Raw genomic sequence first — 25,513 nt, 5'->3', positions numbered from 1 at the left:
GGCGCAAAGCAAGCATTCATGGACCATGACAGTGTTTTTTTTGCGGCACACCCAATCCGTTGCGTAAACGATACTGATAACGATTCTCATTTACGAAATAACGCCCATTTATTACAATACGGCCTTCCGTCTCCATCGCCAGCCACTTGCCCGCGTGCCCAAGCACAGCGGCGCAGAGCCAGCCAGGAACCACTACCCTGACCTTATCGAGAGAGCAAGATGGCAATCAAGAGCCGCAAACACGCCCCAACCCGTTTCAACCAGCACATCGGCGCCGCCCTGGCCGTGATGCTGCTGCCCGTCGCCGCCCAGGCGGCCGACCCGGCCGGTCAAAGTGCCCCGGCATCGCAGCAAATGCTGAACGAAGTCAAGGTCGTGGGTTCCAAGGAAAACGACTTCAAGGCCGAAAAAGCCTCGTCGCCGAAATACACGGAAGAGCTGGTCAATACGCCGCAAACCATCGTCGTGATCAAGAAGGAATTGATCGAACAGCAAGGCGCGCTGACCCTGACGGAAGCGCTGCGCAACACGCCAGGCGTCGGTACCTTCTTCCTCGGTGAAAACGGCAACACGAACACGGGCGACGCCGTCTACATGCGCGGTTTCGATTCGTCCGGCAGCATCTATGTCGATGGCGTGCGCGACGTGGGCTCCATCTCGCGCGACGTCTTCAACATCGAACAGATCGACGTATTGAAGGGCCCGGCGGGCACCGACAGCGGCCGCGGTTCGCCGACCGGCTCGATCAATCTGGTCAGCAAGACGGCCACAATGGAAAACAAATTCAATTCGCTGCTGACGGCGGGCAGCGGCAAGCAGAAACGCGCCACGGCCGACTGGAACCGCGTCCTCGACAGCGATACCGGCACGGCTTTGCGCCTGAACCTGATGACGCAGGACAGCGGCAACGCGGCGCGCGATGAAGTCAAGAACAAGCGCTGGGCCTTCGCGCCCACCGTCACCTTCGGCATCGGCAAGCCAACGCGCATCACGGCCAGCTACCTGCACGTGGATCAAAACAACGTGCCCGACGGCGGCGTGCCGACCATCGGCTTGCCAGGCTACTCGACGCCGGACGTCGCCACGAAGGATAAGCCGATCATCCGCAGCTACCTGAACAGCGCCGCCAGGGTCGATCCGAAGAATTTCTACGGTTCCACCTCGGACTACGACAAGGTCAAGGCCGACATGGGCACCTTGCGCATCGACCATGATTTCTCGTCCAACATCCAGCTCCAGAACACCACGCGCTACGGCAAGACCCAGCAGGACTACCTGCTGACGGCCTTCATGGGCAGCGCCGGCAACCTGAATACGGAGACGAACGGGGTGATGCGAGACCCTTCGACCTGGACCCTGGCGCGCTCGCTGCGCACCGTGAAGGACCAGGAAAACACGATCCTGACCAACCAGACCGTGGTCAGCGCGCAATTCGACACGGGCGTGCTGAAGCACTCCCTGGTGGCCGGCGCCGAGTTCACCAGCGAAAAACAGACCAACTACAGCTATGTGCCAGCCAGCCTGGGCACCTTGCCGGATGCCAATCTGTACAATCCGAATCCGCGCGACACCGTCACCGGCCACAATCCCGTGCGCAGCGGCGCCTTCACGGAAGGCGAAGTCAACACGCAAAGCCTGTATGTGTTCGACACCATCAAGTTCGGCGACAAGTGGATCTTCAACGGCGGCGTGCGCTTCGACCATTTCAACACCACGTATGACGCCGTCGCCCTGCAAACGGCCGTGGGCAAGGACCAGGTACAAAAACTGCCGGTCGGCACGCCGATTCCTACCCATTTGACCCTGAGCGACACCCTGGCCAACGGCAAGATCTCGGCCATGTACAAGCCGACGCCGGACAGCAGCGTGTACGCCTTGCTGGCCACGTCGAAAGCGCCGCCAGGCACCAATTTTGCCCTGAGCACCGCCGCCAACAGCGCGCAAAACCTGAACTATGACCCGCAGGAAACCATCACCAAGGAAATCGGCACCAAGTGGGACTTCCTGAAGCAAAAACTGTCGCTGTCGGCCGCCGTCTACCAGACCACCGTCAAGAATGAAGTGGAGCAAGATCCGGTGATCTCGACCATTTATTACCAGACCGGCAAGAAGCGCGTGCAAGGCCTGGAACTGGGCGTGGTGGGCGAGATCATGCCGAACTGGCTGGTCAGCGCCGGCTATACGCGCATGAATACCAAGGTCGAGTCGAACAAGGTCTTCACGGCCAGCGGCGACAAGAACCTCACCTACACGCCAAAACAGGCGTTCACCAGCTGGACCTCGTACACCCTGCCGTTCGGGCTGAAGATCGGCGGCGGCGCGCGTTACGTGGGTGAAATGCTGCGCGGCACCGATGGCGCCGTCGGCACGCCGGCCCGCGTGGATGCCTACTGGGTCTTCGACGCCATGGCAACCTATACCGTCAACAAGAACCTCGACTTGCAGCTGAATGCCTACAACCTGGCCGACAAGACCTATGTGGCGGCCATCAACAAATCCGGCTACCGCTACACCCCAAGCCAGCCGCGTTCGTTCAGCCTGACGGCGAATATCAAGTTCTGAAATCAATAGCATAGAAACTGCGCCACATCGGGCCCCTCTTCGGAGGGGCTTTTTTATTGTCCTGATAATCTTGCCTTTTGGGGCCTACCGCCACCCCGCCGCGACTAGCGTATGAAAAGTCATACAGCGATGCGCTTGCGCGTCCAATATTTCGCGCAAGCGTGTAAAGTTGCAACATCCTAGCAACAAAAAATCGACCTTAAATCAACAACTTAAGAAGTTATGTAGCAAATTCCAATTTCAGGCATATCCTTTGCTATGTACAGGTTTTGCTGCAAATAATCGCTGGCACGCAAGGGCTTGTTTTTGAGAAATATTGACTCCAAGCTTGAGTTGCTCGCTATCAATAATCCGCTCACAGCGGCGTTTCACCGGAGGAGTCAAAATGAAAAAGAAACGGCCATTAACCCTGTACATCCTGATTGCCATGATCCTCGGCATTGCCGTGGGCTATGGATGCAACACCGCCTTCCCTGATGCCAAGCTCAGCGCTCAAATCGCTGGCAATATTTCCATCGTCACCGACGTCTTCCTGCGCCTGATCAAGATGATCATTGCGCTGCTGGTGTTCTCCACCCTGACGGTCGGCATCGCCCACATGGGCGACGGCAAGACGGCTGGCCGCATCGGCCTGAAAGCCATGTGCTGGTTCGTCGTCGCCTCGCTCGTTTCGCTGGCGCTGGGCATGGTGCTGTCGAACCTGATGCAACTGGGCACCAATCTGGGCTTGCCATTGCCGGACGTCCACGCGTCGACGAATCTGAAAACGGCCGCCTTCACCTTGAAAGATTTCTTCACGCACCTGGTGCCGAAGTCGCCGATCGAGGCCATGGCCAACAATGAAATCCTGCAAGTGCTGGTGTTCTCGATCTTCTTCGGCGGCGCACTGGCCGGCCTGGGCGAATCGGGCAAGACCCTGACGGCCGTCGTCGACCAGCTGGCGCAAGTCATGCTGCGCATCACCGGCACCATCATGAACCTGGCCCCGCTGGCCGTGTTCGCCGCGATGGCTTCCGTCATCACCACCCACGGCCTGGGCGTGCTGGTCACGTTTGCCAAGTTCATGGGCGGCTTCTACGTCGGCCTGCTGTGCCTGTGGGCCCTGCTGATCGGCGCCGGCTTCGTCGTCATCGGCCCGCGCATCTTCAAACTCGTCGGCCTGATCCGCGAACCATTCCTGCTGGCATTCTCGACGGCCAGCTCGGAAGCGGCGTATCCAAAACTGCTGACGGCGCTCGATCAGTTCGGCGTGGACCGCAAGATTTCCAGCTTCGTGTTGCCAATGGGCTACTCCTTCAACCTCGATGGTTCGATGATGTACTGCACCTTCGCCGTGCTGTTCATCGCGCAAGCCTACGGCATCGACCTGTCGATCGGCACGCAGATCACCATGCTGCTGCTGCTGATGCTGACCTCGAAAGGCATGGCCGGCGTGCCGCGCGCCTCGCTGGTGGTGATTGCCGCTACCCTGAACCAGTTCAATATTCCGGAAGCGGGCTTGCTGCTGCTGATGGGCGTCGACCAATTCCTCGACATGGGCCGTTCGGCCACCAACGCGGTCGGCAATGCCGTCGCCACGGCCGTCGTCGCCAAGTGGGAAGGTGGCCTGGCCACCGAGGAAGAAGCCGCCGCGGCCAACGCGGCCAGCCAGAACACGGAAAGCCATTGGGGCGAAGCGGATCACGCTAGCAAAGCCTGATAGCGCCATGGCCCGCCACAAGCGGGCCATTTATTTGTTGTCGATGTTGAGTAACAAGCAGTCAGGTAGTGCGATCAGTAGTCATTCCAACTTATTAGAGAGATTTTCATGAAAAAAGTCCTGTTTACCCTGCTGACCCTCGGCGCAGCCTCCACCGGCGCCATGGCCCAATCGAGCGTGACCATGTATGGCGTGGCTGACGCCGGCCTGGTGTTCGACAAAGATGCGGCTGGAGACCGCCTGAACCGCGTCGCCTCCGGCGTCGCCTCGGGCTCGCGCATCGGCTTCAAAGGCAAGGAAGACCTCGGTGCTGGCCTGGCCGCCATTTTCGTGCTGGAAAGCGGTTTCAATATCGATACCGGTACCTCGGGCCAGGGCGGCCGGCTGTTCGGCCGCCAGGCGTACGTGGGCCTGACCGGCAGCGCCGGCGCCGTCACCCTGGGCCGCCAATATACGCCGTACTACCTGGCCCTGCGCGACGTGGCCGATCCGTTTGTCATCGGCCTGGCCGGCACGGCGTCGAATATTATGGCGACGAATTACCGCATCGACAACATGGTGCAATACAGCACGCCGACCTGGAGCAAGCTGTCGGCCGACCTGGCGTATGGCTTTGGCGAAGTGGCCGGCGACAATGCGAAAAACCGCAGCATGGGCGGCGCCGTGCATTACATCGACGGTCCGCTGAACGTGACCCTGACGCACCACCGCCAGGAAAATGCGCTGGCGACCCAGCAAACGCGCAACACCCTGCTGGCCACGCGCTACGACTTTGGCGTGCTGCAAGGTAACTTCGGCTACGCCGACAACCGCGCCCTCGACGACAGCAAGAGCAATGACATCCTCGTCGGCTTCAGCGCCCCGTTCGGCGCCACCAAGCTGGTCGCGTCGTACATCCGCCACAACGACAAGAGCAATGCCAACCGTGACGCCCAGCAGTGGGCCATCGGCGCCTTCTATGCGCTGTCCAAGCGCAGCGACCTGTACACAGGTTACGGCCACATCAGCAACAAGAACGGCGCTACCTACAAGGTTGGCAATGCCACCGACGATGGCACCGGCAACAGCGGCTTTAACCTGGGCATGCGCCATACGTTCTAAGGACTTTGAACTGTCCGTGACATAAAAGCGTGAGCCGCCGGATGTATATCCGGCGGCTTTTTCTTTTTACGCAATATTTAAATGCGATACTGTGGGTTCTTGCAAGTTGGCAGCTGATTTTATGAATAGCAGTAGTAAACCCTCCCTTTCCTGGCGCCAGCGCCTGTCGCAACGGTCGGGCCGCGAAACGCTGGCCTGGGGCGTGGTGCTGGCCGCCTGTCTGGCCACCGTCTGGCTCGTGTATTTCTGGACCGAGCGCATCGCCATCGGCAAGCTGCAGGCCAGCGGTGCGCAACGCCTCGAGGTGTATGTCAGCAGCCTGGAAAATGCGCTGGAAAAATACGACTTCCTGCCCAAGACCTTGGAGCTGAACCGCGACGTGATCCGTTTGCTGCAGCATCCGGAAGACCCGGTGCTGGTCGATACGGTCAACCATTACCTTGAGCAGATGAATGCCCAGGCGAAATCCTCGACCATTTTCATCAGCAACCTCGACGGCAACACGCGGGCCGCCAGCAACTGGCAGCAGCCCGACAGCTTTATTGGCGACAATATCTCGTTCCGCCCCTACGCCCAGGACGCCCTGCGCGGCACGCCGGGCCGCTTCTATGGCGTGGGCACGACGCGGCTGGAACCCGGTTACTTCTTTGCCCACGGTATCTACCAGAATGGCCACATGCTGGGCCTGGCAACGGTGAAGGTGAACCTGGAAACCCTGGAAAAACGCTGGGTGCAGGGCGCCGACAAGGTCATGCTGGCCGACGAGCACGGCGTGATTTTCCTCAGTTCCATGGCGGACTGGAAATACAAGACCCTGGCGCCGCTGTCGCCGGCGATCGTCGAAGAACTCAACCGCACGCGCCAGTACTATTCGAAGCAGCTGGCCGCCATCCCCTTCGTTTCCGACCGCCAGCTGGGCAATGGCGCCCGCGTGATCAGCGTGCGCGAGCAGGAACATGCCGACGCGCCACCGAAGATCAGTTCCAGCGTCATGACGCAAATCAAGCTGAAATCGCCGCAAGGCTGGACTTTCATTTATTTGTCCGACCTGGCGCAGGCCAAGGCCAGCGCGCGCGCGGCGGCCGCCTTCTCTTGCGTGCTGCTGGGCTTTTTCATGCTGCTGTTCTTTTACCTGCGCCAGCGCCGCGCGGCCGTGGCGCAAAAATTGCGCGCCCGCGAAGACTTGCAACACGCCTACGACAACCTGGAAGCCATGGTCGAGGAACGCACCTCGGAACTCAATGCCATGACGCAAAGCCTGAGCCAGGAAATCGAGGTGCGCAGCAAGGCCGAGCAGAAACTCCACATCACGCAAAATGAACTGTTTCAAGCCGGCAAAATGGCCGTGCTGGGGCAAATGTCGGCCAGCATCACGCATGAGCTGAACCAGCCGCTGACGGCGTTACGCACCATGTCCGACAATGCCGTCATCCTGCTCGAGCGGGGACGGCTCGACGACGCGCGGCGCAATCTGGCGAAGATCTCGCAAATTGCGGCCAGGATGGGGACTATTACAGGTCAATTGAAGATTTTTGCGCGCAAATCGACGACCAGCCTGACCTCCGTCTCGATCCCCACGGCGATCAGCAATGCGCTGTTCCTCGTCGAGCGCCGGCTGCAGGTGGAAAATGTGCGTTTTACTTTGCAATTGCCGCCGGAAGACATCTTCGCCATGTGCGAAAGCAACCGCCTCGAGCAGGTGCTGGTGAACCTGTACGCGAATGCGCTCGACGCCATGAACGGCAGCGACGTGCGCAGCCTGCGCGTGGCCGTCGAATGCACGCCCGAGCACGTGCTGATCCACGTGGCCGACACGGGGCCGGGCCTGTCGACGGAAGTGTATGAACACCTGTTCGAACCGTTCTTCACGACAAAACCGCAGGGTCTGGGCCTGGGCCTGGGACTGGCCATTTCCGAACAGATCACGCGCCAGTTCGGCGGCGTGCTGCGCGCCGAGAACGCTCCTGGCGGCGGCGCCATCTTCACCATCGAACTACAGATTGCAACGCAGGAGGAAAAACATGTTTGACGGCTTGAAGGTCTTGCTGGTCGAGGACGACCCCACCGTACGCGAAGGCAGCGAGCAGGCACTGCAGCTGGCCGGCCTGGACGTGCTGGCGTTTCACTCGGCCGAGCTGGCCTATAAACTGCTGACGCCCGATTTCCCCGGCATCGTCGTCAGCGACGTGCGCCTGCCCGGCATGAGCGGTCTGGAATTGCTGCAAGCGGTCAAGACGCTCGATGCCAACCTGCCCGTGATCCTCGTCACGGGCCACGGCGACATCACGATGGCCGTGCACGCCATGCGCACGGGCGCCTATGATTTCATCGAAAAGCCGTATTCTTCCGAGCAACTGGTCGACGTCATCCTGCGCGCACTGGAAACGCGGCGCCTGACCCTGGAAGTGCACAGCCTGCGCCGCCAGCTCGAAGACGGCGGCGGCATCGAATCGCGCCTATTGGGAAATTCCATGGCGATGCGCGACATACGGCGCCTAATACTCGACGTTGCCGACGAACCGGCCGACGTGTTGATCTACGGCGACACGGGCACGGGCAAGGAAATGGTGGCGCGCTGCCTGCACGACTTCAGCCACCGCCGCAAGCACAACTTCGTCGCCGTCAACTGCGGCGCGATTCCCGAAAGCATATTCGAAAGCGAAGTCTTCGGCCACGAACCGGGGGCGTTTACGGGCGCTGCCAAGCGGCAAGTGGGCAAGATCGAGCACGCGGATCAAGGCACGTTTTTCCTCGACGAAATCGAATCGCTGCCCCTGTCCCTGCAAGTCAAATTGCTGCGCGTGCTGCAGGAACGCTATATCGAGCGTCTGGGCTCAAACGTGCCCACGCCCGTCGATGTGCGCGTCATCGCGGCGGCCAAGCTGGACCTGGAAGACTTGTCGCAGCAACAGAAATTCCGCAGCGACCTGTACTACCGCCTGAACCTGATCGTGCTGCATTTGCCGCCGCTGCGCGAACGGCGCGAGGATATTCCCATCCTGTTCGAACACTTCGTGCTGGCCGCCGCCGCCCGCTACAACCGCGCCGCGCCCGTGGTCTCCAGCGCGCAGATGCGCAACCTGATGGCCCATTCCTGGCCCGGCAATGTGCGCGAATTGCGCAACATCGCCGACCGCTTCGTGCTGGGCATCGCCGGCGGGGCCTCGAGCTTGCTGGCGGCCGGACTGGCCAGCCCCCTGTCGCTGGCGGAACAGGTGAACGGCTTCGAACGCGCGCTAATCGAGCAGGAACTGCGCGCATATTCCGGCAACGTCAGCGAAGTGAGCGCGGTGCTCGGTTTGCCGAAACAGACCTTGTATCACAAGATGCAGAAGTACAATCTGGTGGCCGAAGAGTTCCGCTGATCAACCGACCCGGCCCGTGCGCAAGGGCGTGACCCAGTCGGGCCGCCCGTTCGCCAGCGCCAGCCGGGCCGCCTTTTCCCAGTCATATTCCACGCTGTGCAGCTGCGCCGTCCAGGCCCCATCGCTTCCCTGTTCGGCAATGGCATAGCGCGCATGCGGCGTGCCGTTTTCCATCAGGTGCGGGTAAACATGGTCGTCGTCGTAGGCTTGTAAACCCACGCTGCCCGGATTGACGATCAACCGCCCATCGGCCAAACGCACCTGGCGCGGCATGTGCGTGTGGCCGCACAGGATCAAGGCCGCGTCGGCCGAACCGGCCCGTTCGGCCACCTCTTGCGGCGTGGCGGCGCGGCTGCCTTGCGGCGTGACGCTGTCGAGAAAATACACGAGGTCGCTGCTGGGCGTGCCATGCACGAGCAGCACGTCATGCCGCAGGCGCAAGGTGGCGGGCAGCGCCGCGATCCAGGCTAGTTGCTCCGGCAACAGTTGCGCGCGCGCATAGGCGTCCGAGACGCCCATGCGGACCGGGTCGCCCAGCAGCTGGCGCTCGTGGTTGCCGCGGATGGTGGGCAGGCCGAGCCCCATCAGGCGCGCCGCCGTGGCGCGCGGCTGCAGATGGCCCGAAACGATATCGCCGAGATTGACGGTCACGTCCACGCCACGCCGGGCGATGTCGGCCAGCACGGCGTCCAGCGCGTCCAGGTTGCCGTGGATATCGGATATGGCGGCGATTCTCATGCGGTGTCTCCTCCTGTTGCGCACCATTTTGCCCGCGTTCCCCATCGCAGGCAATGTCGGCATGTACCAGCCGTTACACGTGGTAGGACAAATCCGACGGTAATTTGCGCCGTGCGGCTACGTGATTGAAATGTAACAGTTGCTACCATTTCCTCATCGCACTGTTGCCCAGCGTTGGTCGCCCAAGCGTCGCGACAGTTTTCACTTTATCTTGAGGAGTTACCCATGTCTGCCATGTCCGTGTCCACCCGCCTGTCCCCACCACGCCCGCACCACCTCGCCTTGCGCGGCGCCATGATGCTGGGTGTGCTGGGTATTGCCACGGCGGCCGCCACGGCGCGGGCCGAGCCATCGCCGGCACTGGACCGTGTCAGTCTGTCGGTGGGGGCGTTTTCCGCCGATCCGCGCATCAATATCGGCGCCGACACGCAGTTTGGCCGCATCGATGCGCCCGAATCGAATCCCAAACATACGACCATTCCGCGCATCAAGGCCGAATTGCTGATCGGCGACCGCCACGGCCTGGCGTTCGACTACTACCGCTATGACAAATCCTATACCCCCACGCTCAGCGGCCAGACCACCATCAATGGCCAGCCCGTGACGGGCACGGCCAGCGCAGATGCCGATCTGAAACTGGACCTGGCCAAGATGTCGTACCGTTGGTGGCTGGGCAGCGGCAACGACACTTTCGGCATCGGCCTGGGCGCGGCCTATTACAATGCAAACCTGAACGGCACGGCTACCGGCATCGTCAATGGCGAGACGGCCACGGCGCGCGATTCCATCGGCGAGCACGCGTTCGCGCCGCTGCTGGAAGTGGGCTGGCGCCATGCGTTTACACCGGACTTGCGCATGTATGCGGAAGCATCGGGCATCAAGAAAAATGGCGGGCGCATCAACGGCCACATCTACGGCGGCAATATCGGCGTGGAATGGTTTCCGTTCAAAAATATCGGCTTCGTGGCCGATTACGGCATCTCGAAAATCAAGCTGCACCGCGACAGCGAACGCGATGCGGACTTGAACGTGCGCCTGACGGGACCTTCGGCGTATGTGAAAGTGCGCTTCTAAACGCGCTCAGGCCGCCGGTTTCAGCAAGGTCAGCTGGAACTGCGGCAAGGCCGGATCGTCGTACGCCTCGACACTGGCAAACGGCAGGCGCGCAAACGCCTGCCGCCAGAACGCGCAGGCTGCGGCATCGTCGCGAAACGTCGCCACCAGCCACGTCTGCGCGCTGTCGAGCAGCACACGCCGCAGCACTGCCAGCGCCACACCCCGGCGCCGGTATTTCTTAAGGATGAAAAAGTCGCTGAATTCCTGCACCGGCAACCCACCCGCCATGCCAGGCTCCGTCAGGAAAAAACCGGCCAGCTCGCCATCGACCTCGATCCAGCTGGCCGTGTGGCCGGTGGCATGCAGATACGACGCCAGCCCCGCATCGCACACGTCGTAGCGGCCATCGGCCAGCACGCTTTCTGCGCTCCAGGCGGAATTGTCATAGCAGTACAGTTGAAACAGCTGCGCCAATGCCGCCTCTTCGCCCGGGGCAATGGCGCGCAAAGTCATGTTTACTGGCATTGCAGGCATATCCCCATCCTTTCCGCACCATGGCGTCATTGAAGCGGGCGAGTGTAGCACTGCGTCACTCATCCCCGCCCTCCGGCATTTCATGCCTGCCTTTCCTCACTTGGTCGCAAAAAAATTAATTTTCTCCCAATTGGCTATATATTATTGTTTTTAAGTAACATCCGCCATCGCGGCTGCAAAACAAGGGCGATCCCCTTCCACAGACCGGCAGACATGCATCTGCCGGCTTTCATACCCAAGCTCTGGAGAGTGCTGCACATGCTATCGATCAAACAGCTGAACAAAACGTATGCCAATGGCGTCAAGGCCATCAACAATGTCAGCCTGGAGATTCCCAACGGGATGTTCGGCCTGCTGGGGCCAAATGGCGCGGGCAAGTCCTCGCTGATGCGCACCATTGCGACATTGCAAGATCCCGACAGCGGCAGCATCCATTTCGATGGCGTCGATGTACTCACGGACAAGGCCGGCCTGCGCCGCCAGCTCGGCTATCTGCCGCAGGATTTCGGCGTGTATCCGAAGGTCAGCGCGGAAACCCTGCTCAACCACTTTGCCGTGCTCAAAGGCTTGACGGAGAAGGGGCCGCGCAAGGAAGCCGTGGAAGCGTTGTTGCAGCAAACCAATCTGTGGGAAGCGCGCAAGCGCAACCTGGGCACGTATTCGGGCGGCATGCGCCAGCGCTTCGGCATCGCCCAGGCGCTGCTGGGCGCGCCGCGCCTGGTGATCGTCGATGAACCGACGGCGGGCCTGGACCCGGACGAGCGCAACCGTTTCCTGAATCTGCTGGCGAAGATTGGCGAGCAGGTGGTGGTCATCCTGTCGACCCACATCGTCGACGACGTGACGGACCTGTGCCCGCGCATGGCCATGATCGTCAAGGGTCAAGTACTGGTGCAGGGCGAGCCGCAGGCGGCCATCGACACGCTGCTGGGCAAGGTGTGGCGCCGCAGCGTCACGACGGAGGAGCTGGCGCAATACCAGCAAAGCCTGAATGTGCTGTCGACGCGCCTGGTGGGCGGCAAGCCGCAAATCAATGTGTATGCCGACAGCCAGCCCGACAGCGGCTTCGCGCAGATCGCCCCGGACCTGGAAGACGTGTACTTCCTGCACGTGCGCAACGCTGCCCGCGACGGCGCCGCCGCGCCGGCCGCAGCCCCAGCCGCCGTTCTGGCCTGAGGAGCGCGTCATGTGGAAGGAATTTTTCAAGTTTGACCTCGGCTATCAGCTGAAACAGCCGCTGCTGTGGGTATTTGCCGCCATCATGGCCTTGCTGGCCTTTGGCGCCAGCAGCAGCGATTCGATCCAGATCGGCGGCGCCATCGGCAACATCAACCGCAATGCACCCACGGTGGTGGCGCAGATGCTGGGCATTTTCAGCCTGCTGTCGATGTTCCTCGTCACCGTCTTCATCGCCGGCGCCGTGCTGCGCGATAGCGAAGTGGGCATGGCCGACATGCTGTTCGCCACACCCATGCGCAAGTGGGACTACCTGTTCGGCCGTTTCGCCGCCGGCTTTGTCGCCTGCCTGGTGATCTTTGCCGCCATCGCCCTGGCCACCATGCTCGGCCCCCTCATGCCCTGGGTCGATGCACAGCGCGTGGGCGCGTTTTCGCTGCACACGTATGCGTGGAGCTTTGCCGTCATCGTCATTCCGAACCTGCTCTTCATCGGCGCCCTGCTGATGCTGCTGGCCGCCACCACGCGCTCGATGATGCTCGTCTACGTGGGCGTGCTGGGCTTTTTCGTGCTGTGGGCCATGGCCGGCGTCTTTACGCGCGACATCAACAATGAATGGATTGCCGTCCTGCTCGACCCGTTCGGCTTGCGCGCCTTTGGCCGCATGACGCGCTACTTCACGTCCGCCGAATCGAATGCCAGCCTGCCGCCCCTGTCCGGCTTCCTGCTGGCCAACCGCCTGCTGTGGATCGGCATCACGGCCGTGCTGTTCCTCGCCACCGTGGCGCTGTTCAAGCCGCAGCGCACGGGTACGGGAAAGCGTTTGTTCGGCAAGCACAAGGTGCAGACGGCCGCCCCCGCCATCTCGGCGCCGCTGCACCTGCCGCGCACGCTGCCCCGCTTCACCGCGGCGACAGCCTGGCGCCAGTGGTGGCAAATCCTGCGCTTCGACGCGGCCGGCGTCTTCAAGAGCGTGCCCTTCCTAGTCATGCTGCTGTTCGCCATGATCAACCTGATCGCCGGCGCGAATGTCGGCAAGAACATGTACGGCACGGCCGTGTATCCGATGACGCATTTGATGCTGCAAAATATCAGCAACAGCTTCAGCTTCATGCTGATCATCATCGTCACCTTTTATGCGGGTGAACTGATCTTCAAGGAACGTCACGTCAGGATCGCCGACGTCAGCGACGCCATGCCCGTGCCCAACTGGGTCCCCCTGCTGGCCAAGTGCACGGCGCTGATCGGCGTCATCGCCGGCTACCTGCTGGCGGGCATCATCACCGCCATCGGTTTCCAGCTGGTCAAGGGCGGCGCGCCCGTGGAACTGGGCCTGTACCTGAAAGGCACCCTGCTGGGCGCCCTCTTCTTCGTGCTGATGGGCTTGTGCGCCCTCACCCTGCAAGTGCTGTCGAATAACAAGTTCATCGGCTACCTGCTGGTGATCCTGTTGATGGTGGCGCAAGCCGTGCTGGGCATGCTGCACTTCGAGCACAACCTGTACAACTTCGCCGCCACGCCGGCCATCAAGTATTCGGACATGAATGGCTATGGCCACTTCCTGACCGGCTGGGCCTGGTTTGCGCTGTACTGGAGCCTGTTTACCGTGGCGCTGGTCATGCTGGCGCGGGCCTTCTGGGTGCGCGGCCTGTCCGCCGACTGGCGCGCGCGCGTGCGTCTGGCGCGCCAGCGTCTGCACGGCCGCGCCGGCGCCGCGCTGGCCGTGGTGCTGCTGTGCTGGGCCGGCACGGGCGGCTGGATCTTCTACAACACGAATGTGCTGAACCAGTACGAAACGTCCGACGTCAGCATGGACAAGCAGGCCCGCTACGAGAAATTGTACAAGCAGCACAAGGACTTGCCGCAGCCGAAGATCACCGACATCCAGGCCAACGTGGATATCTATCCGGAACAGCGCAAAGTGTTGATCAAGGGCCACTACGTGCTGCAAAACAAGACGCAGCAAGCGCTCGACACCTTGCGCATCCAGCGCAACCCAGACCTGGAAACGCACTGGTTGAACTTGCCTGAGCACAAGGTGACGCTGAACGACGAGGAACTCGGCTTCAGCATCCTCAAGCTGGCGCAGCCGCTGGCGCCCGGCGCCACCCTGCCGCTCGACTTCACGGTGGCCGTCACGCATGAAGGCTTTACCAACAGCGGCACGCCGGACCAGGTCAACCTGAACGGCAGCTTCTTCAACAACCAGGCGTATTTTCCGCACTTCGGCTATGCCAAGGAAATGGAGTTGACGGACCGCAACGAGCGCCGCAAGCGGGGCCTGGGCGAGCCGCAGCGCATGGCCAAGCTGGAAGACAAGTCAGCGTATGGCGACACGGTGCTGGGCGGCGATGCCGACTGGATCCATTTCGACACGACGGTGTCCACCAGTGGCGAGCAGATCGCCCTGGCGCCCGGCTACCTGCAAGGCAGCTGGGAAAAGGATGGCCGCCGCTATTACCGCTACAAGATGGACCAGCCGATGCTGCCATTCTTCGCCTACCTGTCGGCACGCTGGGACGTCAAGAAGGGCGACTGGCACGGCGTGCCGATCGAGGTCTATTTCGACAAGAAACACGGCTACAACACGGACCGCATGATCACGTCCGTGCAAAAGTCGCTCGACTATTTCAGCACCGAGTTCACGCCCTACCAGCACAAGCAGGTGCGTATTCTGGAATTCCCGGGCTACCAGAGCTTTGCGCAGTCGTTCGCCAATACGATCCCGTATTCGGAAGGCATCGGCTTCATCGCCGACCTGCGCGACAAGGAGGACATCGACTATGTGTTCTACGTCACGGCGCATGAAATGGCGCACCAGTGGTGGGGCCATCAGGTGATCGGCGCCAATGTGCAGGGCGCCACCATGCTGATGGAGTCCCTGGCGCAATACTCGGCCCTGATGGTGATGGAAAAGGAATACGGCCGCGACAAGATGCGCCGCTTCCTGCGCTATGAACTGGACCGCTACCTGAGCGGACGCGGCGGCGAAGCCATCGAGGAATTGCCGCTGGCGCGCGTGGAGGGACAGCAATACATCCACTACAACAAGGGCAGCCTGGTGTTCTACCGCCTGCGCGATGAAATCGGCGAGCAAGCGCTGAACCGTGCCTTGAAACGCTATCTGCAGGACAAGGGTTACCAGCAGGCGCCGTTCACCACGTCGTCGGAATTGCTGGCCTACATCCGCGCCGAAACGCCGCAGGACAAGCAGGCCCTGATCACCGACCTGTTCGAGAAGATCGTCTTCTACGATAACCGCGTGACGCAAGCGAAAGCCGTGCAGCGCAAGGATGGCCAGTGGGACGTCACGATGCAGCTGCACCTGGCCAAGCTGGAGTCGGACGGCAAGGGCAAGGAAAGCCCGCGCGCCTACGACGAACCGGTAGAGATCGCCATCTTCGCGCGCGCGCCGGGCGGCAAGGAGAAGGATGAAAAGGTCCTGTTCACGGACAAGCGCGTGCTGTCGGGCAGCGATCCTGTGGTGACGATTACGGTGAAGGAAAAACCGTTTGAGGTGGGTGTCGATCCGTACAACAAGATGATCGACCGGGTGGCGCGCGATAACCGCAAGGAAGTCAGTTTCAACTAACGCTTGATGCAAGGCAAACAGGCCACCCCGTCACCGACGGCGTGGCCTGTTTTTTTATGCTGTCAGCGCCTGGCGGTACACCAGGCCGGCCACGTCTTCCGGCGTCTCGGCGCGTTCCAGCGCGATGCCGTCCACGTATTTTTTATATATCGCGAATCAAGGGGAGTCCAGGAAAAGCAAACGACGGACGCGCCGTAATGTTAGTCACGTCGAAAAACGCAAGCTATGCGTATCTCAATTGCATTTCTTGATCGATCTCCTTGACCGACTTATTGACATTCGGGCTGCCATGAATTTGCAACTGTATATGAGGCCAATCCTTGAAACTTTTCCAGTAACCACCGGGAAACAAGCCAAGCGCCTTGGCCTCGGCCGCATAGACTTGATAGCCGTTTTTCCAGTTGATTAATTTGCTGGATGACCATTCCGCTTTGCCATCCACCAGCCAAAAACAGTCAACTGCCTGTCCCCATTGATGCCACGAAAATCCGGGAGCGGCATTGGTCACATGCTCCCCATGCTGAGGACCAACCTCTTTCAGGCATGCGGCAAGATATGGGGCGCCCTGGCTTTCAAACTCGTCGATTTTGGCCTCGATTTCCTCCAAAGAACGAGATTGTCGCCATAGCTTTGCCTGATCGTGGGGATTGCGCAAGCCATTGTTGGGCCGCATTTCCACACCTGCCGCCCGACAGCGCGCCAGCACTTGCGTCATGGTATTTTTTAATGCAGGATCGAGTAAATTCAGATCAGCAGCCATATTTCCTCCCCTAGGTCACAACAGAAAAATGAAGCTACGGCAAGGATGCGATCACGTTATCGATAATGGCAACAACGATGAGCGGCCATGCACATAGCTTCCCTGATTCTTAGAGACGCTGTGACTGGAATAGTTCGGAGCACATATCCATGCATGGGCCGCGCGGGCCGCACGCCTGTTTTGCATGAGCGGACATTGGCCATACGGCCAAGACGCCGCGGCGCATTGATCCGCGTCACGCCGGCTTGCTGCCCGCCGCGTATTTGCTGGCGGCGAGCGCCAGGCAGGCGGCCAGCAAGAGGATGGCAGCCAGGACAAACGCAGCACCGCTGTCGTGGCTGGCAGGATCGACGGCGACCAGCATGGCGAACAGGGCCGGTGTCGCCAGCCCCGCCAGGCTGCCGGCGCTCTTGACGGCGCCCTGCAGCCAGCCCTGCTGCCGCGCCGACACGGCACTGGTCAGCAGACCCTGCAGCGCCGGGTTGGCCATTTCTCCCACGCCGAGCAAAAAAATGGCCAGGTACGCCCCCGCCGACTGGCGCGACAGAGCAAGACACAAGAAGCCGGCACAGCAGCCGGCATAGGCCAGCATGGCCGTACGCCGCGGGCCGTATCGCGCCATCAGAAACGGGGCGCATTTCAGCTGCGCCACGCCGCCCCAGCCTGCCAGCACGGCAAGCATCAAGCCGACCTGGGTGGAGTCCCAGCCATAGCGCTGCTGCGTGTAAAACACGAACGCCACGGCAATCGACCAGTGCGCGCTGGCCACCAGCAGATACGCCAGGGTCAGGAAACGCAGTTCGGGACGCCTGGCCAACTCGCACAAGGCGCCGAATGGATTGCTCATGCGCCAGCTGACGGGAACGCGCTTGTCCAGTGGCAAAGATTCAGGCAAGACCAGCACGCCGTACACGAGATTGCCGAGCGACAGCCAGCCGGCAAGGTAGAAGGGCAGGCGCACATCGATATTGCCCAGCCAACCGCCCAGGGCCGGCCCGGCCACCAGTCCCATGCTGTAGGCCGCGCCCATCGAGGCAAACGCGCGGGTGCGCGCGGCGCCCTCGGAACAGTCGGCAATGAACGCATAGGCGATGCCAAAGCTGGAGGCGGTGATGCCGCACAAGATACGCCCCAGCACCAATTGGGCCAGCGTTTCCGTATCGGCCAGGCAGAAAAAATACACGGCCACGCCCAGGTTCGACAGCAGCAGCAGCGGGCGCCGGCCAAAGCGGTCCGACAGCGCCCCCAGCAGTGGCAAGGCAAACATTTGCGACAGCGAAAACAGCATCCCCAGGTAACCGAGCCATAACACGGGCTGGGCGGGACTGTCCCTCAATTGCAGCAGCAAACGCGGCAAGACGGGGGCCACCAGTCCCGCGCACAGGACGTCGATCAGGACGGTCATGAAGACCAGCGGAAAACCGAATAGCTGTACCGGCCGCCCCTGCACCGTGCGCATCAACACGGTGCCAACCGCCTCAGGCGGCAAGCGCTGGCGTGTCACTCTTCCATTCCGCCGGCGCATGCAGGGCAAACCCGTCGAGCAAGGGGCCGCCATACGGCTGCAGGGCACGCGCGACCAGGTCGCCAAACGCCTGCTTGCCGGCCGGCGGGTCGAGCAGGACCGCGCGCATGGCGGCATGCAGGTCGTCCGCGATCACCGGGCTGTAGGCCCTGAGCCGGCGCGCCAGATGCTTGCCGACGCCGCTCCACGCGCCCCCGGCCCGCAGCACGAAATTGGCCAGCACGTCATACAGCTTGGTGGCGATCGCCAGTGTTTCCTCGGCAACCGTGCTGTCGACCAGGTCTTCCAGCAAGGTCGTGATTTCATAGCGCCGGCTGGCCAGGGCATCGCCCGTCAGCGCCGGCGGGCCTTCGTCGTACATGGCTTGCGCCAGCCGGTACAGGGCGGCGGATGTGGTCGTCTGCGGCAAGAGATTCCTGCCTTCGATCACCATCATCGCCATCGGTATGCGGCCGCCGGGACGATCCATCTTGCGGCAAAAGTAATCGAAGGAGCGCAGGTCATGGCCATACAATTCCACCGTCTGCTGGCCCAGCTTGAGCGTCTCGCGCCAGGCATGCGGCACGTTTTCGAACAACACGAACAGATCGATATCCGAGGTGGCCGTTCCCTGGCCGCGCGCGATGGAGCCGCCGATGATCGCCGCTACGGCATGCGGATAGGCGGGCAGGATGTGTTGCTCCACCAACTGGCGGGCTGCGTCGAAATTCATTCCATCATCCCCTGCAGGTCAGGTAACTCCACCGCTTGCGAACGGTCACGCTGGCGTTCAATTTCCGTCGCGCTGAAACCGACATACTGGCGCGCGGCGGCATTGAAAAACCGTCCGCCAACCACGCTCACCTTGGACGATTCTTCCAGCGTGCGCAAGCGCTGCACGGCCTGCGCTCCCAGCAGCGTGTGAAAACTGGCCAGGCCATTCTTCACGTGGTTGACCTCGTCGATATAAATGCATTCATGCAGCAGGGAAATATCGGCGCGGCCGATGGCACGGTACAGCTCTGCGTAGTACAGGTCGGCGCCCAGCGAAAAGCCTTCGCCGATGACTTGCTCGAGGCCGATGCAATCGGCCGCATTCTGCGCCGCGCGGCAGCTTTTCCAGATGCCCAGGGACACCGGCGTTTCGCCGATGCCACCCCCTTCGTTCGCCAATGCGCCCAGCAGCAGCTGCGCGTGCCGGAATTCTTCCACGCACTGCAAGGTCAGCGATTCGGCCACGTCGCCCGGCAACTCCGGGAATCGCAGCACCAGCATGGCGCACACTTCACCGGCGCACACTTCCACATTAAAAATTTGCTGGTGCAATTTTCTGCGCGGATAATCGCGGTCCAGCTCATAGCGCACGTAGTCGACGATTTCCAGCTGCTCGGGGCGCCCGGGCAACTCCGGACAATCCCACTGCGCCGGCAGCACCTGGCCTTCGAGGCGCTGGCAGCCGCTGTGCATGGCAGGCAGGAGCCACAGGACTTTCTGTGCCGCCAGTTCGCTCTTGGCCCACAAGCCAAGCGAGGCGAGCGCCTGCATGCTGTGCCGGAGGGTGGCGAAATGCGCGTCGATGTGCACGCCCGCGTCCGCGCCATGCGGATTGGCGGCTGCCGCACCCAGGGCAAAGCTATGGCAGCAATCCTGTACCGCCGACAGTGCCTGCTGCGCCGCATGCAAGGTCATGGACCACGCGATCTTGCCAGCCACCTCGCGCTCCGTGATCAGCGCGTGCGCCGAGGCGTTCCGGATGGCCGTGAGGGCGTGTGCGGCGGCGGCCAGGTGTGCCGTGTGTTCTGTGATGACGGACATAGCATTCCCAACGGTAGATAATCGAGTATCAATAACGGCCGAACAACCGTGGCGCGCGGCGATGCGAAGCTTGCCCTGGGCAAGGCGCGCCAGCGGTTGTCCGGCAGCCTAGGCGGTGGTGCGCAACATCCTGAGGAAGCGTTCCCGCAGCGCCCAGTTCACGGGCTCGAGCGTCTCATAGCCCAGCACCTCATCCACAGGGAACACCGTCTCCCCGGCGGAGCCTTCCTTTGCCGCCCAGCGCAACATTTTTTCGGGCAGGCCGGGAAACGCCGACGCCATCCAGTACGCCATCGAATAGTACGCGTTGCGTCCCTCCGCATAGCCAGGATAACGGTCTGCGTAATTCGAAAACGAATACTTGGGGAAGCAGCCGTCGATAATTTTCTTGGGCGTCATCCACAGCGGATAGACGAGGGTGACATCGCCGATCGGGCGGGCCGGCAGCGGTAATAAACGCCGTTCGGTTGCCATGATGGCGAACATCTCGCCCAGCAAATCTTCGAAATTGAGGCCGGTGGCGATAAATTTCGCGTCCAGCGATTTGGCCACGCTCGTCAGTACGCGCCGGATGATCAGGGTGCCGAGGAATTCGAAGTCATCGTCGGGAAATTCCCGGGCAAACCGGTCGGTGATGCCCAGGCCGCCAGCGCTGGCGCCGAGTATCGCCTTCGATTCTTCTTCCGATACCACGGTCAGCGGCAGATTGTAGGCCTGCGCCAGTTCGCGCGCGCGCGGCACGCCGGAATTCCACTCGCCCGGTCCTTCGATGATGACCGGATGGATGTCAATCGGGAACTCGTCAAATTGCGACAAGGCATACAGCAAGGCATTGCTGTCGCCCCCGCCACTCACGCCGACCACCAGCTTGTCGCCAGGCGACAGGGTGTCGCGCAGCGTTTGTGCCACGGCATCGCGCACGGCCAGCTTGCACTCGTTCGACGAGAGGCGTTTCAGGATATTCGGGCCGCCCTTTGCCGCGCCGTTGGCGTAGATATATTCAGCCACGGCTTCTTCATTGTTGGCCGGCGGCGACACCTGCAAGGTGTTGTTGGTATGTAGGAAAGGATCAATATTTCTTTGAAAAAATGCATAGACTTGCCGGTCCGGCGGGATCGCGCTGCCAGTTTCACTCAAGCAAGGAAAAAGGCTATAGGCGCCGGAGGGATCGCGCAGGTAGGTGGCCACCGCCGTCCAGGGCACATGATTGCGCGCCAGGGCATCGAGCACGCGCTCATCCTCGCCGATGTCAAAACTGGATGTTCCATGGGTCGTTACTACAATTAATTCTCGATTCATTGAGCCTCCCTCGGAGAAAGCCCAAGGTGGGCTAGGGGCTAGCACCACCTTGGGCACAGTCAGTGATTACATCGACGACAGCACGGTGCTCGGGCCGACGATGCACTCGAGGTTATTGCGCGAGCATTTCGGCGCGGCGCCGTGCATGCGGCTGTTTTCCAGCGCGGCAATATCCAGTGAGGCCACGGCGACATTGCTGGCAGCAGCGATGTCGCGGCTGGCGCGTTTCAGGGAATAGCCAGAGGTGTTGAAAGACCCGGTACCATGAACCACTTGGGTGTTACTAATCATAAGTTTCTCCTTGAGTGATGGACCTGCGCTCGGAACCGCAAAAAAAGCACGCTTCCGGCCACCGGCAAACGGTGGCGTAGATTATTTTATAAGCTTTCATCTACGACATTCTCTCGTTTTGTCACGACTGGACAGTAAAGCGGCAAGCCACGGTTTTTTGTTACCCCTGGAAAATATTGTGCACAGGACGCGCCCGCCTGCTGGCGTGGCAACCCATCCTGTCCGCCGCAAAAAAAAGCCCCGCACATCAAGGATGTGCAGGGCTTTGCTTAGTGATCGGGGTAATCCGATCAGAACGGGATATCGTCGTCCATGTCCGAGAAGTTCGGTGCTGGCTTCGGTGCCGGGCGTGGCGCCGGCGCCGGGGCTGGACGCGGGGCTGGCGCCTGGCGCGGGGCCGGGGCTTCGTAGCCGCCGCCACCGCCGTAGCTGTCATCGCCACCGCCGGCGTCGCCGCCCATGCCGGAACGGCCGCCCAGCATTTGCATCTGTTCCGCGATGATGTCGGTTGCGTACTTCTCGACGCCGTCCTTGTCCGTGTATTTACGGGTTTGCAGACGGCCTTCGACGTAGACGGACGAACCTTTTTTCAGGTATTGGCCGACGATTTCCGCCAGGCGGCCGAAGAACGAGATACGGTGCCACTCTGTCAATTCTTTTTGTTCGCCCGTGTTGCGGTCCTTCGATTTGTACGAAGTGGCCACGGCGATGTTGGCGATCGCGTCGCCGCTAGGCATGTAGCGGATTTCCGGGTCACGGCCCAGATTGCCGACGATGATGACTTTGTTGACTGATGCCATGAATAACTCCTGATGAACTGCAGCGGGAGCCGGTGTCCCGCGCGTTAGTTTAGTGTACTAAACGAGGATTATAAGCGACCACGCGGCGCAAAGCACCCGCTTTCTGGCGGACGCCCTCTCCCGTGCGGCAGCACGTTTTTTTCACGGCAGGTGAAAACAAGAAACTTGAATACTGGTATTATATACAGTGTTTAAACGTCTGCACGCATCTGTATCAAACTTTGTCGGGGCACGTTCGCCTGGCGGCGCAATCCGCCCGTGACTGCCTCAGGCATGCAGAGCAAAACCCGGCTATAGTTACAGGTTGACCCGTTGTGGCTCCTCATCCGCACCCAGGCACAATGCGCCGGCCGCACCACTCACTGAAAGCAAGGCAATCACATGGAACAGATCCGCATTCGCGGCGCTCGCACGCATAACCTCAAGAATATCAATCTCGATTTGCCGCGCAATAAGCTGATCGTGATTACCGGCTTGTCCGGCTCCGGCAAGTCCTCGCTGGCCTTCGACACCCTGTACGCGGAAGGCCAGCGCCGCTACGTCGAATCGCTGTCGGCGTATGCGCGCCAGTTCCTGCAATTGATGGAAAAGCCCGACGTCGACCTGATCGAAGGCTTATCTCCTGCCATCTCCATCGAACAGAAGGCAACGTCGCACAATCCGCGCTCCACGGTCGGCACCGTGACGGAAATCCACGATTATCTGCGCCTGCTGTATGCACGCGTGGGCACGCCGTACTGCCCCGACCATCCGGAAAACGCGCTGGCGGCCCAGTCCGTGTCGCAAATGGTCGACGCCGTGCTGGCCATGCCGGAAGACACCAAGCTGATGATCCTGGCGCCCGTCGTCGCCAACCGCAAGGGCGAACACGTCGATCTGTTCGAGCAGATGCAGGCGCAGGGCTTCGTGCGCTTTCGCGTGCAGAGCGGCACGCATGCGGCCAAGATCTATGAAGTCGATGACCTCCCGAAACTGAAGAAAACGGAAAAACACACGATCGACGTCGTCATCGACCGGGTCAAGGTGAACCAGGAGATCAAGCAGCGCCTGGCGGAAAGTTTCGAGACGGCCCTGCGCCTGGCAGACGGCCGCGCCATTGCCTACGAGATGGATACGGCCCAGGAACACGTGTACTCGAATAAATTCGCCTGCAATGTGTGTGGCTATTCCCTGCAGGAACTGGAACCGCGTCTGTTCTCGTTCAACAACCCCATGGGCGCCTGCCCTGAATGCGACGGCTTGGGACACATTGAATTCTTTGACCCGAAACGCATCGTCGCGTTCCCGAACCTGTCGCTCGCTTCCGGCGCCGTCAAAGGCTGGGATCGCCGCAACCAGTTTTACTTCCAGATGCTGTCGAACCTGGCCGCCTTTTACGAGTTCGACCTGGACATGCCGTTCGAGCAGCTGGACCTCAATTCTCAGCAAGCCGTGCTGTACGGTTCAGGCAAGCAAGTAATTCCGTTCAGCTATGTGAACGAACGGGGCCGCACCGTCATCAAGGAACACACGTTCGAAGGCGTGGTCAACAATCTGCAACGCCGCTACCGCGAGACGGATTCGATGGCCGTCAAGGAAGAGCTGGCCAAGTTCATCAATGAAAAATGCTGTCCTTCTTGCGACGGCGCGCGCCTGCGCGTGGAAGCGCGCTTCGTCAAGGTCGGCACGGGCAAGCAGCAACGGGCCATCTATGAAGTGGCGGCAAAACCGCTGCGCGAGACCTTGGAATTCTTTGAAAAGCTGAAGCTGACGGGCGCCAAGAAAGAGATCGCGGACCGGGTCGTCAAGGAAATCATTTCGCGCCTGAAATTCCTCAACAATGTGGGCCTCGACTACCTGTCGCTGGACCGCAGCGCCGACACGCTTTCCGGCGGCGAAGCACAGCGCATCCGCCTGGCATCGCAAATCGGCTCCGGTTTGACGGGTGTCATGTATGTGCTCGATGAACCGTCGATCGGCTTGCACCAGCGCGATAATGACCGCCTGATCGAAACCTTGAAACACTTGCGCGACATCGGCAACAGCGTGCTGGTGGTCGAGCATGACGAAGACGCCATCCGCACAGCCGACTACATCGTCGACATGGGTATCGGCGCGGGCGTGCACGGCGGCGAAATCATCGCCGAAGGCACCCTGCCCGAGATCTTGAAGAACAAGAAATCGCTGACGGCGCAGTACCTGAACGGCAAGCTGAAAATCGCCGTGCCGGCCAAGCGCCACGCCAGCAATCCGGAAAAGCAGCTGGTCATTACTGGCGCGACGGGCAACAACCTGAAAAAAGTGTCGCTGAGCTTGCCGGTGGGCTTGATGACGTGCGTGACGGGCGTATCCGGCTCGGGCAAGTCGTCGCTCGTCAACGATACGTTATATCCTGCCCTGTCGCGCCATTTGTATGGTTCGCAGACGGAGCCGGCGCCGCACGACTCGATCAGTGGCCTGGAGCATTTCGACAAAGTCATTTCCGTCGATCAGGCGCCGATCGGCCGCACGCCGCGCTCGAACCCGGCCACCTATACGGGCTTGTTTACGCCGATCCGCGATTTGTTCTCCACCGTACCGACGGCCAAGGAACGCGGTTACAGCGCGGGCCGCTTCTCGTTCAACGTGAAGGGCGGACGCTGCGAAGCGTGCCAGGGCGATGGCGTGATCAAGGTCGAGATGCACTTCTTGCCCGACGTCTACGTGCCGTGCGACGTGTGCCACGGCAAACGCTACAACCGCGAAACACTGGAAGTGCAATACAAGGGCAAGAACATCACGGAAGTGCTGGGCATGACGGTGGAAGAAGCGCATGAATTCTTCAAGCCCGTGCCACTGATCGCGCGCAAGCTGCAAACCCTGCTCGACGTGGGCCTCGGCTACATCAAGCTGGGCCAGAGCGCCACCACCCTCTCGGGCGGCGAGGCGCAGCGCGTGAAACTGTCGCTGGAACTGTCCAAGCGCGACACGGGCCGCACCTTGTACATCCTCGACGAACCGACGACGGGCTTGCACTTCCACGACATCGATTTATTATTAAAAGTCATCCACCGTCTGCGCGACCAGGGCAATACCCTCGTCATCATCGAGCACAACCTCGACGTCATCAAGACGGCCGACTGGATCGTCGACCTGGGCCCTGAAGGGGGAGCCGGCGGCGGGCAGATCATCGCCTCGGGTACGCCGGAAGATGTGGCGCTGAACCCGGCCAGCGTGACGGGCAAGTACCTGGGACCGCTGCT

Annotated in this window: 18 protein-coding genes; 9 read left to right on the top strand and 9 right to left on the bottom strand. The window is 61.1% G+C overall.

What is annotated here, in order from left to right; translation table 11 throughout:
- Positions 1–219 precede the first annotated feature (219 nt).
- The 5 genes from HWE17_RS15990 to HWE17_RS15970 all read left to right on the top strand — a co-directional run bounded on the left by HWE17_RS15990 (position 220) and on the right by HWE17_RS15970 (position 8,727).
- The gene (locus HWE17_RS15990; protein ID WP_176389427.1) at positions 220–2,562 is read left to right on the top strand and encodes a catecholate siderophore receptor Fiu; all 2,343 of its coding nucleotides are present in this window, start codon (positions 220–222) and stop codon (positions 2,560–2,562) included.
- Positions 2,563–2,947: 385 nt separating this feature from the next.
- Entirely contained in the window at positions 2,948–4,261 is a 1,314-nt protein-coding gene (locus tag HWE17_RS15985) for a dicarboxylate/amino acid:cation symporter (RefSeq protein WP_035822991.1), read from the top strand.
- A 108-nt stretch (positions 4,262–4,369) separates the two neighbouring features.
- Positions 4,370–5,362 (top strand): porin, encoded by a 993-nt coding sequence (locus HWE17_RS15980; protein ID WP_051959190.1) that lies wholly within the window; start codon positions 4,370–4,372, stop codon positions 5,360–5,362.
- A gap of 121 nt (positions 5,363–5,483) precedes the next feature.
- Positions 5,484–7,391, top strand: coding sequence for an ATP-binding protein (locus HWE17_RS15975; RefSeq protein ID WP_176389426.1), 1,908 nt, complete (start codon positions 5,484–5,486; stop codon positions 7,389–7,391).
- Positions 7,384–8,727, top strand: coding sequence for a sigma-54 dependent transcriptional regulator (locus tag HWE17_RS15970; protein WP_176389425.1), 1,344 nt, complete (start codon positions 7,384–7,386; stop codon positions 8,725–8,727). The genes HWE17_RS15975 and HWE17_RS15970 overlap by 8 nt, the downstream gene beginning before the upstream one ends.
- Here the strand turns inward: HWE17_RS15970 and HWE17_RS15965 are convergent, their stop codons facing one another.
- Entirely contained in the window at positions 8,728–9,465 is a 738-nt protein-coding gene (locus HWE17_RS15965; RefSeq protein ID WP_176389424.1) for a metallophosphoesterase, read from the bottom strand.
- Between the two features lie 225 nt (positions 9,466–9,690).
- On the opposite strand from HWE17_RS15965, the gene HWE17_RS15960 reads away from it, so the two are divergent.
- A complete protein-coding gene (locus HWE17_RS15960) occupies positions 9,691–10,539 on the top strand; it encodes a MipA/OmpV family protein (RefSeq protein ID WP_051959192.1) in 849 nt (282 codons plus the stop codon).
- Between the two features lie 6 nt (positions 10,540–10,545).
- Here HWE17_RS15960 and HWE17_RS15955 read toward each other — a convergent pair whose 3' ends face one another.
- Positions 10,546–11,055: a GNAT family N-acetyltransferase gene (locus tag HWE17_RS15955; protein WP_176389423.1), complete on the bottom strand. Its 510-nt coding sequence runs from the start codon at positions 11,053–11,055 to the stop codon at positions 10,546–10,548.
- Positions 11,056–11,313: 258 nt separating this feature from the next.
- On the opposite strand from HWE17_RS15955, the gene HWE17_RS15950 reads away from it, so the two are divergent.
- Complete coding sequence (locus HWE17_RS15950; protein WP_176389422.1) at positions 11,314–12,231, top strand: ABC transporter ATP-binding protein; 918 nt, start codon at positions 11,314–11,316, stop codon at positions 12,229–12,231.
- Positions 12,232–12,241: 10 nt separating this feature from the next.
- A complete protein-coding gene (locus HWE17_RS15945; protein WP_176389421.1) occupies positions 12,242–15,823 on the top strand; it encodes a M1 family aminopeptidase in 3,582 nt (1,193 codons plus the stop codon).
- Positions 15,824–16,046: 223 nt separating this feature from the next.
- Here the strand turns inward: HWE17_RS15945 and HWE17_RS15940 are convergent, their stop codons facing one another.
- The 7 genes from HWE17_RS15940 to ssb form a co-directional block, all read right to left on the bottom strand.
- Positions 16,047–16,583: a M15 family metallopeptidase gene (locus tag HWE17_RS15940; protein WP_176389420.1), complete on the bottom strand. Its 537-nt coding sequence runs from the start codon at positions 16,581–16,583 to the stop codon at positions 16,047–16,049.
- Between the two features lie 235 nt (positions 16,584–16,818).
- Entirely contained in the window at positions 16,819–18,087 is a 1,269-nt protein-coding gene (locus HWE17_RS15935; protein WP_176389419.1) for an MFS transporter, read from the bottom strand.
- Positions 18,062–18,820 (bottom strand): nucleotidyltransferase family protein, encoded by a 759-nt coding sequence (locus HWE17_RS15930; protein ID WP_176389418.1) that lies wholly within the window; start codon positions 18,818–18,820, stop codon positions 18,062–18,064. Before HWE17_RS15930 ends, HWE17_RS15935 begins: the two co-directional genes overlap by 26 nt.
- Positions 18,817–19,902, bottom strand: coding sequence for a DUF455 family protein (locus HWE17_RS15925; protein ID WP_176389417.1), 1,086 nt, complete (start codon positions 19,900–19,902; stop codon positions 18,817–18,819). Before HWE17_RS15925 ends, HWE17_RS15930 begins: the two co-directional genes overlap by 4 nt.
- A gap of 108 nt (positions 19,903–20,010) precedes the next feature.
- Positions 20,011–21,201, bottom strand: coding sequence for a hypothetical protein (locus HWE17_RS15920; RefSeq protein ID WP_176389416.1), 1,191 nt, complete (start codon positions 21,199–21,201; stop codon positions 20,011–20,013).
- Positions 21,202–21,267: 66 nt separating this feature from the next.
- Positions 21,268–21,492, bottom strand: coding sequence for a hypothetical protein (locus HWE17_RS15915; protein WP_176389415.1), 225 nt, complete (start codon positions 21,490–21,492; stop codon positions 21,268–21,270).
- Positions 21,493–21,782: 290 nt separating this feature from the next.
- On the bottom strand, positions 21,783–22,292 hold the full coding sequence (gene ssb, locus HWE17_RS15910) for a single-stranded DNA-binding protein (protein WP_034781209.1): 510 nt from the start codon (positions 22,290–22,292) through the stop codon (positions 21,783–21,785).
- 381 nt (positions 22,293–22,673) lie between these two features.
- Between ssb and uvrA the strand changes: the two genes are divergently transcribed.
- Positions 22,674–25,513: excinuclease ABC subunit UvrA (gene uvrA / locus HWE17_RS15905; RefSeq protein ID WP_176389414.1), on the top strand; the 2,840-nt coding region annotated here is incomplete at its 3' end.

Origin of the sequence: Janthinobacterium sp. BJB401, from assembly GCF_013372745.1 — a bacterium.
GTDB lineage: Bacteria > Pseudomonadota > Gammaproteobacteria > Burkholderiales > Burkholderiaceae_D > Janthinobacterium > Janthinobacterium rivuli.
This window is presented reverse-complemented; position numbering and strand designations above follow the sequence as displayed.